This is a genomic window from Sutterella seckii (assembly GCF_009183815.1).
GTDB classification, from domain to species: Bacteria; Pseudomonadota; Gammaproteobacteria; order Burkholderiales; family Burkholderiaceae_F; genus Sutterella; species Sutterella seckii.
In genome coordinates this window covers 1-10,807 of sequence record NZ_WEHX01000083.1, presented here as the reverse complement: position 1 = coordinate 10,807, position 10,807 = coordinate 1, and the positions used below count along the sequence as shown (strand labels likewise).

Below are 10,807 nucleotides of genomic sequence, written 5' to 3'. Positions count from 1 at the left end.
GCCCAGGAGAAGAAATCCAGCAAGCCTCTGTGAAAATATTCCCCTTATCGTCATGCAGCTTCAAGGGGTGCTGTTACCGGATTTCTGGAAATTCACGAGTATAATTTTTCGCTCCAGAAATTCCTTTTTATTCCGTCATTCACATGCACGTTTTCCGCGGTCTCCCTGATCCCCGCCTGCGCGTTCCGAGCGCGATCGCCATCGGCAATTTCGACGGCGTGCACACGGGCCACCAGGCGCTTCTTCACGGCATGGTCGATGCCGCCAAGGATCGCGGTCTCGTGCCTTCGGTGCTTACGTTCGAACCTCATCCGCGCGAGTACTTCCCGCATCTCGATCCGGTTCCGCGCATTTCAACGCTTTTCGACAAGGTGAAGCGCATTCTCGACTGCGGCGTGGAGCGGATCTACATGCTGCCCTTCAACGAGCGCATCGCCCGCGAAGGGGCGGAGCACTTCGTGAAGGAAGTGCTCGTGAAGGGGCTCGACTGCCGCTGGATCACCGTGGGCGAAGACTTCCGCTTCGGGAGCGGCCGTGCGGCCGATGCCCATGATCTCGTGAATTTCGGAAAGGAACATCATTTCGAGACGTGGATTTCGCCGCTCCTCTTTCACGGCGAAAGAAAGGTGAGCTCCACCCGCGTGAGGGAAGCTCTCGCTACCGGGGACTTTTATGAAACGTCCCTCATGCTCGGGCACCCCTACACGATGTCGGGCCGCGTGATTCACGGTCAGGCACTCGGGCGCACGCTCGGCTACCCCACGCTCAACATTGCTCCGATTCCGCCCGGAAGCCGTGCGCGTCCTGCGCTCTCGGGCGTCTTTGCCGTCCGCGTCGAAGGGATTCTCCCGGGCGCGAGCATTCCGGGCGTCGCTTCTCTCGGACTTCGCCCGACGGTGACGAGCTCGAAGCGCTGGCTCCTTGAGACCCATCTCTTTGACTGGCACGGCGACGCCTACGGCAGAAACATCTGCGTTCGCTTCATAGAGCGAATACGTGCGGAACAGAAATTCAGCGGCCTCCCCGAACTCACGGCCGCCATCAGAAACGACGCCGCCCGCGCGCGTCAGATTCTCGGGCTTGCCCCGGGAACGCCTGAGTGAATTCCAAAGGGCGGGATCCCGGACTCATGAGAAGAGACCACTAACGGATCCCCCTGAAGCGGAAGCCTCAGGCGGCAACAGAAGCACGGGGATTTTTCCTTGAAACCAACTGAACGCATAAAAGCGCCGCGTCCCGCATCCGGGCCGCCCGCAGCGTTCGACCTGAAGAGCCCGAGGGGGCCAGGAGTTTTGACCAAAATGGCACAAGCTGACGATAAGAAGTATCCGCTCAACCTGCCGGATACACCCTTCCCGATGCGAGGGAACCTCCCCAAGCGCGAACCGGGCTGGATTCGCGAATGGGATGAAAAGAAGATTGTCGAGCGCATTCTCGACGCACGCCGCGACGCGAAGAAATTCATTCTTCACGACGGCCCTCCCTATGCCAACGGCGCAATTCACCTCGGTCACGCGGTCAACAAGATCCTGAAGGACATGATCGTCAAGGAGAAGACCCTCGAAGGCTTCTGCGCGCCCTACGTCCCGGGCTGGGACTGCCACGGCATGCCGATCGAAGTGCAGATTGAAAAGCAGCACGGGAAGAACCTCCCCGTCGACAAGATGCAGTCGCTCGCCCGCGCCTATGCGATGGAGCAGTCGAAGCTCCAGCTCGCCGACTTCAAGCGCCTGGGCGTTCTCGGTCTCTGGGACAATCCGTACCGCACCATGCGCTACGACACGGAAGCCGCTGAAATCCGTGCGCTGCGCCTCATCATGGAAAAGGGCTACGTCTACCGCGGCCTGAAGCCCGTCAACTGGTGCTTCGACTGCCAGAGCGCGCTCGCTGAAGCGGAAGTCGAATATAAGGACAAGGAGTCGCCGATGCTAGACGTCGCCTTCGCCCTTACGGACGAAGACCACGAGCGCGTCGAGAAGATCTTCGGCATGAAGATCGAAAAGCCCTGCTCGATCGTCATCTGGACGACGACGCCCTGGACGATCCCCGCCAACCAGGCGCTCAACATGCACCCCGAGCTCGAGTACGCTCTCGTCGACTGCGGCGACCGCTACCTCATCTTCGGGAAGGACCTGACGGAAGAGTGCCTCAAGCGCTACGGCATGACCGGCAAGGTTGCCGCCACCGCCATGGGCGCCGAGTTCGAGGGCCTGCGCTTCAAGCACCCGCTCTACGACATGCATGAGGGCTACCGCCGCTACGCGCCCGTCTACCTCGCCGACTACGTTGAAGCCACGTCCGGTACGGGCATCGTGCACTCGGCTCCGGCCTACGGCGTGGACGACTTCGTGTCTTGCAAGAAGCACGGCATGACGAACGACCAGGTGCTCAACCCGGTGATGGGCGACGGCACCTATGCCGAATGGCTTCCCTTCTTTGCCGGCATGAACATCTGGCAGGCCAACCCCAAGATCCTCGACACGCTGCGCGTTGCAGGCGCTCTTCTCTCCTCCGGGAAGATGATCCACAGCTACATGCACTGCTGGCGCCACAAGACGCCGCTCATCTACCGCGCGACCGCCCAGTGGTTCGTCCGCATGGATGCGCCCGATGAAGACACGAAGAGCGTGCTTGGTCTCCCCTCGACGGAAAAGACGCTCCGCGAAGCGGCGCTCGAAGGCGTGAAGGCGACGAAGTTCTTCCCCGAGTGGGGCATCAACCGCCTCTACGCGATGATTGAAAATCGTCCCGACTGGTGCATCTCGCGCCAGCGCAACTGGGGCGTGCCGCTTCCCTTCTTCCTTTCGAAGTCGACGGGCGAACTTCACCCCGACACGCTCGAAATCATGAAGAAGGTCGAGAAGCTCGTCGCTGAAGGCGGCATCGAAGCCTGGGCCAAGGTGAAGCCCGAGGATCTCTTGGGCGAGGACGCCAAGGACTACGTGAAGTCGACCGACATTCTCGACGTCTGGTTCGATTCGGGCACGACCCACTACACGGTGCTCCGCGGCTCCCACAAGGACATCCTCTCGTGGCCTGCCGACCTCTACCTTGAGGGCTCTGACCAGCACCGCGGCTGGTTCCATTCGTCGCTCCTCACGGGCACGATGCTCGACGGCCGTCCGCCCTACAACCAGCTTCTCACCCACGGCTTCTGCGTCGATGAAAAGGGCGAGAAGATGTCGAAGTCGAAGGGCAACATCGTCCGTCCGCAGGAAATCAGCGACAAGTTCGGCGCCGAAATTCTGCGCCTCTGGGTTGCCTCCACCGACTACTCGGGCGAACTGCGCCTCGGTCCGACGATTCTCAACCGCGTTGTGGAATCCTACCGCCGCATCCGCAATACGCTGCGCTTCCTCCTCGCCAACACCTCGGACTTCGACTACTCGAAGGAAGCCGTGGCGCTTGACGACATGCTCGAACTCGACCGCTGGGCGATCGCCTATGCGGAAGACTTCCAGAAGCGCGTGCTTGCCGAGTACAAGGACTACCGCTTCCACAACGTGGTGACGCTCCTGCAGACCTTCGCCTCGACCGACCTCGGCTCCTTCTACCTCGACGTTCTCAAGGACCGTCTCTACACGACGGCCCCGAAGAGCCTCGCGCGCCGTTCGGCTCAGACCGCGCTCTACCTCATCACGAAGATGCTTCTGCGCCTCATCGCGCCGATCCTCTCCTTCACGGCCGAGGAAGCCTTCAAGGTCTTCTCGCCCAACAAGGCCGAGACCATCTTCGTCGAGACCTTCGAGCACCTCCCCGAAGTGGGCGGCGATAAGGACCTCCTCGACAAGTGGGCGAAGATCCGCGCCGTCCGCGCCGACGTTCAGAAGGCGATCGAAGACGAGCGTGCGAGCGGCACGATCGGCTCGTCCCTCCAGACGACCGGTGAAATCGCGGCGCCCGCGGGCCTCTACGAGGTTCTCGAGTCCCTGGGCGACGAACTCCGCTTCGTGATGATCATGTCCGAAGTGAAGCTCGTGAAGGCCGAAGGCGATGAAGTGAAGATCACCGTCCGTCCGTCGGAAGAAAAGAAGTGCGAACGCTGCTGGCACTATGTGCCGGGCGTCGGCAGCAATGCCGAACACCCGACCCTCTGCCCGCGCTGCGTCTCGAACCTCTTCGGCGCCGGCGAAAAGCGCCTCTTCGCGTAAATGGCTCAGAGAGTTGACGCAAAGCGCGCCGCCCGACCGGTCCCCGGCCGGGGCGACGCCCCTGAAATTCAGCCTCTGGACATTGTTCGGGTTTCTCGTTCTCTCGCTCGACCAGGCGACCAAGTTCTGGTTCGAGCGGGCGTTCGACCCGGGCGACATTCATCCGGTGCTGCCGGGCTTCAACCTGGTGCTCGCCCACAACTACGGCGCGGCCTTCTCATTCCTTGCGGAAATGGGCGGCTGGCAGCGGTGGGTGCTCTCCGCCTTTGCGCTCGTCGTCGTCTTTGTGGTGCTCAGAATGCTCTGGCGCCACAACGCACGGTTTCTCTTCAGCCTCTCCCTCACGCTCATCGGCGCGGGAGCGCTCGGAAACCTCTGCGACCGGATGACTTCCGGGTACGTGATCGACTTCCTCGACTTCTACTGGAGAAACTGGCACTGGCCCGCATTCAATGTGGCCGATATTGCAATCTGCATGGGAGCCGCGGGCATCGTCATCGATGAATTCCGGCACGTGAATAAGGAAAAATAGGCTTTTGCCAAAGCTTTTCCCTTCAAAAGCGCTTTCTTCCATCCCGGAAGGAGGCGCTTTTTGTTGCCAATTTTCGTGCAGAAAACGACTGCCTCTGATGCCCCCTTTCAGGCAGAATTCAAGCATTTCTTTCATCTGTCAGCCGTCAGGGGAATTCATGCTCCAGGGCAAACGCATCACGCTTATCGTTTCGGGCGGCATTGCCGCCTTCAAGAGCTGCGAGGCAGCGCGTCTTCTGATGAAGAGAGGCGCCGAAGTTCAGGTCGTGCTTACCGAACACGCCGCGGAATTCGTGACGCCCCTCACCTTCGAAGCGCTCACGGGCAAGCCCGCGCTCACGACCGAATGGGCGAAGAACCCTTACTCCGTGATGCCTCATATTGAACTTGCCCGCACGTCGGACCTCCTTCTCGTGATGCCCGCGACTGCGAACCTCATTGCCAAGGCGGCAAACGGCATCGCCGACGACCTCGCGAGCACGCTCATTGCCGCGAGGCGTTCTCCGCTGGCCTTCGTCCCGGCCATGAATCAGGCGATGTGGGCCAATCCCGCCTTGAAGCGCAATGTGGAGAACCTGAAGCTTGACGGCGCCGCGTTTTTCGGACCCGTCGAAGGCCTTCAGGCCTGCGGCGACAAGGGAGCCGGACGCATGATGGAGCCCGCTGAAGTCTGCGAGCTCGCGGACGCGCTCTTCTCGCCCAAGACGCTTTCGGGGAAGCGCGTCATCATTACCGCCGGCCCCACGTACGAAGCGATCGACCCGGTGCGCGGCGTCACCAACCGCTCGAGCGGCCGCCAGGGCTTTGAAATCGCGCGCGCCGCGAGAAATGCGGGCGCCGAAGTCACGCTCATCGCGGGCCCGGTCAGTCTCGCGACGCCCGTGGGCGTGCGCCGCATTGACGTGGTTTCCGCCCGGGACATGGATCAGGCGGTTCAGACCGAGCTCGACCAATCCCCCTGCGACCTCTTCATCGGCGTCGCCGCCGTCGCCGACTGGCGTCCGGGTGCGGTGTCGATGCGCAAAATCAAGAAGGATGCTTCCGGCCACTCGGCGCTTCAGGACCTCCTCTGGAGCGAGAATCCCGACATCCTCGCCCGCGTGGGCGAGCGCCCGGGCGCTCCGGTCACGATCGGCTTCGCCGCGGAGACGGCGGAAGGCGCAACGCTCACTGCTTTTGCGCGCGAAAAGCTGATCCGCAAGCACGCTGCGCTCATCGTCGCCAACGATGCGCGCTTCGCGCTTCATTCCGAAGAGAATGCCATCCGCATCGTGAGCGCCTCTGAGGAAGAGCATTTCGGCCCTGCTTCCAAGCGCGAGTGCGCTGAATTCATTGTGGCGGCGGCTGCACGGGAGCTCGCGCGCCGTGGATAATTCCACCTTCGATTCACATTGAAGCCGACACGGAATTCACAGACACCATGCTCATCGACCTCAAGATTCTTGACGAACGCGCCCGCGAACATCTTCCCAAAACGGCAACGCCGGGCTCCGCCGGCGTCGACCTGCGCGCCATCCTGGATGCGCCGCTCGTAGTTGCCCCGGGCGAAACGAAGCTCCTTCATACGGGTCTCGCCATTCACGTCGCCGACCCGGGCTTTGCCGCGCTCATTCTTCCGCGCTCCGGCCTCGGACACAAAAAGGGCATCGTGCTCGGCAATCTTGTCGGCCTCATCGACAGCGACTACCAGGGCGAGCTCATGCTCTCCATCTGGAACAGAAACTCCGAACCCTATGAAGTGACGCCCTTCGAGCGCCTCGCGCAGCTGATCGTCGTCCCGGTTGTTCAGCCTGAGTTCCGCATCGTCGAGTCCTTCGACGCGTCTGAGCGCGGCACGGGCGGCTTCGGCTCCACGGGCGTGGAATAACAGCTGAATGCTGAGCGCATCAACGGGTTGAAGCGCTCAGCATTTCTTCGGCAGGGAAACGCGCGGACCCGCTTCAGCGCTTCCTGGTTGAGCAGTCCTGAGGCTCCTCCAAGGCGATGCCGGCCGCACCGGTATTGGCTCAATCCTGCAGGCAAAAGAAAAACAACTGAGGATTACTCTCTTCAATCCGGAAAAAATTTATTTATCAATCAAAGGCTAACAAAAATTTAATAAAATCTTTAATTATTATCCCATCTATGGATCCTTCTGCCATAGGACTCATCGTAAGAAGGAATTTCGGGTAGTTGTCCTTGATTTTCTGAAGCGGGGCAAGCTCCCGCGCCCGGTTCTCATCGGTGAGCAGGTAGCAGACCTGGATATAGATCTGCTCTTCACGCTTCCTGGCGATGAAGTCAACCTCGAGCGCATCGAGCTTTCCGATGGTCACCTCGTATCCCTTCTGCCTCAGATTGAGATAGACGATATTTTCGAGAAGCCCGGCAATGTCATCAGGGCGGAAGCCGACAACCGCATTGCGAATGCCGGTATCGCAGACAAAAATTTTTTCCTGCGTCTCGAGAAGTTTTTTGCCCTTGAGGTCAAAGCGGCTCGCCTTCTCAATGATGAAGGCGCGCTCGAGAAAGCTGAGGTAGTTGTATACGGTTTCCGTGCTGAGCTTTCTCCCCTGGCTCTTCAGGAAGTCCGATACAGTCTTCGCGGAAAATAGGCTCCCAATATTATCCATTAAAAACATAATAATTCTTGAGAGGAGCTCGACATCGCGCACGTTATTGCGCTGCACGACATCCTTGAGCAGCACGGCGTCGAAGATGTCTCCCAGGTACTGCATCCGGGCTTCCATTCCGCCGCTGATCTGGTGCAGCCCCGGGAGGCCTCCCTGGCGGACAAAGGCGTCGAAAGCCTTCTGGAGGTCGCACGATTCGATCTTCAGGCCGTTAAAGAGCAGAAACTCCGCAAAACTCAGCGGCCAGACGCGGATTTCGACGTACCGCCCGGCAATGAGCGTTGCAAGTTCACCGGAAAGGAGCCTTGCATTGGAGCCGGTAATTGTAATGTCGGCATTGAGATCCACCCGGAAAGCATTGACGGCCTTCTGCCAGCCGTCCACTTCCTGAATTTCATCGAAGAGGAGATAGACCTTCTCTTTCGTCTCCCCGGCTTTCGCCATGACGCGCTTATAGAGCGCCATATAGTCGAGCAGATCTGCATTGGCGAGAGATTCAAAATTGAAGCTGAAGATTCTCTCCGGGGGCACGCCGCTATTGAGCAATGCATCCCTGTAGAGCTCAAGCAAGGCGCTCTTCCCGCAGCGGCGCATTCCCGTAATCACCTTGACGACGGGACTATCCCTGAACTGAAGAAGTTGTTCGAGGTAGAGCGGGCGCGGATACATATGCATGAGATCAAAAGAAATTCTTATATAGAAGAATTTTACAGCATTTTTTCAATATTTTTCTCTTATAAAAGAATTTCCATAAGAATCAACATAAAAACAACATATTACAGCGAAGAGAATCTGCGGTTCGTCCTATGGAGGAAGGCCTTCGGGAGCAGAGATCCCGAAGCCTTCCTCGTGAGGGTCACGCGTCAGGCCTGAAGCACGCTTTCAGGCTGATCGTAGACGTAAACGCGCGGAAGCGCCTTCGTCCACTTCTCCACCTCGACGAGCGCGGTCGAAGCAATGTTGCCGCAGGCGAGCGACGACGTGGGTTCGTCCATCGTGAGCGTATTGGAGTTCCCGTGCACGTCGACGCGGAGGCCGTCGATATCGAGCGGAGCGAACCAGGCGCCATGGTGCACGACCACAACGCCCGACTGCACGCGGTCCGTGACGTAGACGCCCGCAAGGAGCGCGCCGCGGTCATTCTTCACGAGCGCGACGTCGCCCGACTTCAGGCCCCTCGCCTTCGCATCCGCCGGGTTGATCCAGCAGGGTTCGCGGTCGTTGATGTTCGCGAACTGATGGCTCACCGTGCCGTCGAGCTGGCTGTGCATGCGGTAGCGGCTCTTGCAGGCCATGAGGGCGAGCGGATGCGCCTTGGTCTTCGTGTTGACGCCTTCGGTCGGCACAAAGTACGCGGGGTGCCCGAGGCAGTCCTTGTAGCCGTAGGAGGCGATCTTCGGCGAATAAAGCTGAATGAGGCCGCTCTCGGTTGCGAGCGAATTCGCCTTCGGATCCTTGCGGAAGGCTTCGTAAGCCACAAAATTGCGGTCCTTTTCGGCCACGTCGAAAAGGAAGTAGCCCTTCTTCCAGAATTCTTCGAAGGCGGGGAGCTTCACGCCGATGCGTTCGCCCATCTTCTGCGATTCGCCGTAGAGACGCTTGATCCAGCCCATCTCGTCGAGACCTTCGGTATAGGCCGCTTCAAGACCCATGCGCTTCGCAAGTTCGCTGAAGATCCAGTAGTCGGGCTTCGACTCCCACTGCGGCTCGATCGCCTGCTGCATCGCCACGAGACCATCGTTCGAGTAGGTGCCGATATTCGTGATGTCGTTGTGTTCGAAGACCGTTGCGGCCGGGAGCACGATGTCGGCGTGACGCGCCGTCGCCGTCCACACCGTGTCGGTGACGACAACCGTTTCGGGCTTCTTCCAGGCGCGCTCGAGCTTCATTGTGTCGGGCTGATGCGCAAAGGGATTGCCGCCCGCCCACATGACGAGACGGACTTCCGGATAGGTCACCTTCGTGCCGTTGAAGTCGATGGTCTTGCCGGGATTGAGGAAGCAGTCGACAAAGCGCGCGACCGGAATCGTCTGGCTGCCCTTCCAGGGCAGGGTCGAGGGCTTCACGGGCTTGACGCCGCTCGAAATGCCGCCGAGGAACGGTCCCGTGCAGAGGGGCGAACCGCCGTTGGAATAGTGATAGTTGGTGCCGATGCCGCCGCCCGGAAGACCGATCTGACCGAGCGCCGCCGCGAGCGCAAAGCCCATCCAGTGCGACTGTTCGCCGTACTGAATGCGCTGAATTCCCCAGCCCATCATGATCATCGTGCGGTGTTCCTGAAGCTCGTGCGTGAGGCTCACGATTCTTTCAGCCGGCACGCCGCATTCGCGGGCGGCCCAGGCCGGAGTCTTCTCGACGCCGTCGGTCTTGCCGGTAATGTAGTCATGGAGTTCCGGCCAGCCCGAGCAGCACTTCGTAAGGAATTCCGTGTCGGCCTTCTTCGTTCTCACGAGTTCGTGGAGCATGCCGAGCATCATGGCGCAGTCCGTGCCGGGGCGCGGCGCGATCCATTCGGAGACCAGATATTCCGCGGTGTCGGGCTTCAGCGGATTGATGGCGATGGTCTTCGTTCCCTTTTCCTTCAGCGCGCGGAAGTAGCCGTAGCTGTTGTGAAGGGTCGTAAGCCAGTCGATGTCGTTCGTCACGATCGGATCGCATCCCCAGAGGACGACGCGCTCGGAATGCTTCATCACGACGTCCCAGCTCGTCGAGCGCGGGTCGCCCGTGCCGACGACATAGGGCAGAATGCGGCTGATGGCAGCCGTCGAATAGCTGTTGATGCACTGGATGAAGCCGCCTCTCAGATTGAGAAGACGCTGCTGAAGGTTGATCGCGGCATTGACTTTGCCCGTCGACATCCAGCCGTAGGAACGGCCGAAGACGGCGCTCGGACCGTAAGCGTCGTAGACGCGGTTCATTTCCTTCGCGACGAGATCAAGCGCCGTCTCCCAGGAGACGCGCACGAACTTCTCTTCGCCGCGGTGTTCGCGGCTTGCTGGGCCGTTCCTGAGATATCCCTCGCGCACCATCGGATAGCGGATGCGGGAGGAGGAATAGGGAAGCTCGCAGAGACCGTTCATGTTGACGGAGGGCGCATAGTCATGCTCGAAGGGCGTGAGGTGCGTGAGCTTTCCGCCCTGAACATGCGCGCGCACGACGCCCCAGCGGGACGCCGTGATGACTTCATTTTCGTCGAGCGTCGACTTACCGAGGCTGAAGGTATTGGAGAGCTCCAGGTCCTTCTTCGTCGGAACGGAAAGCGGCTTCTCGCGGAACTGTGCGGCGCTTTTAAGCGCCGCAGGATTCCCCGGTTCAACCGGAGCGGGCTTCGCGGCCGCATTCGTCTGAGGCACGAAGGCGGCAGCCGTGCCGGCAGCGCCGGCGGCGAGGAAGTTTCTGCGTGTGAGACGGGACATCGTGAATTTCCAGAAATCCGGTAACAGCACCCCTTGAAGCTGCATGACGATAAGGGGAATATTTTCACAGAGGCTTGCTGGATTTCTTCTCTTGGGC

At 60.1% G+C, this 10,807-nt stretch carries 7 protein-coding genes; 5 read left to right on the top strand and 2 right to left on the bottom strand.

The genetic code is table 11. The features are described 5' to 3' along the window. Window positions 1-143 precede the first annotated feature (143 nt). The 5 genes from GBM95_RS09515 (at window position 144) to dut (ending at window position 6,549) form a co-directional block, all read left to right on the top strand. Window positions 144-1,103, top strand: coding sequence for a bifunctional riboflavin kinase/FAD synthetase (locus tag GBM95_RS09515; RefSeq protein WP_152158882.1), 960 nt, complete (start codon window positions 144-146; stop codon window positions 1,101-1,103). Window positions 1,104-1,301: 198 nt separating this feature from the next. Next, the gene (gene ileS, locus GBM95_RS09510; RefSeq protein WP_152158881.1) at window positions 1,302-4,151 is read left to right on the top strand and encodes an isoleucine--tRNA ligase; all 2,850 of its coding nucleotides are present in this window, start codon (window positions 1,302-1,304) and stop codon (window positions 4,149-4,151) included. Between the two features lie 13 nt (window positions 4,152-4,164). Continuing rightward, on the top strand, window positions 4,165-4,683 hold the full coding sequence (gene lspA, locus GBM95_RS09505) for a signal peptidase II (protein ID WP_226963258.1): 519 nt from the start codon (window positions 4,165-4,167) through the stop codon (window positions 4,681-4,683). 157 nt (window positions 4,684-4,840) lie between these two features. Then, window positions 4,841-6,055, top strand: coding sequence for a bifunctional phosphopantothenoylcysteine decarboxylase/phosphopantothenate--cysteine ligase CoaBC (gene coaBC, locus GBM95_RS09500; RefSeq protein ID WP_152158879.1), 1,215 nt, complete (start codon window positions 4,841-4,843; stop codon window positions 6,053-6,055). A 47-nt stretch (window positions 6,056-6,102) separates the two neighbouring features. Then, entirely contained in the window at window positions 6,103-6,549 is a 447-nt protein-coding gene (gene dut / locus GBM95_RS09495) for a dUTP diphosphatase (protein WP_193222650.1), read from the top strand. A gap of 205 nt (window positions 6,550-6,754) precedes the next feature. Here the strand turns inward: dut and GBM95_RS09490 are convergent, their stop codons facing one another. Both GBM95_RS09490 and GBM95_RS09485 read right to left on the bottom strand, forming a co-directional pair. Further along, window positions 6,755-7,969 (bottom strand): ATP-binding protein, encoded by a 1,215-nt coding sequence (locus tag GBM95_RS09490; RefSeq protein WP_226963257.1) that lies wholly within the window; start codon window positions 7,967-7,969, stop codon window positions 6,755-6,757. Window positions 7,970-8,157: 188 nt separating this feature from the next. Further along, entirely contained in the window at window positions 8,158-10,710 is a 2,553-nt protein-coding gene (locus GBM95_RS09485) for a molybdopterin-dependent oxidoreductase (RefSeq protein ID WP_193222649.1), read from the bottom strand. Between the last annotated feature and the right edge of the window lie 97 nt (window positions 10,711-10,807).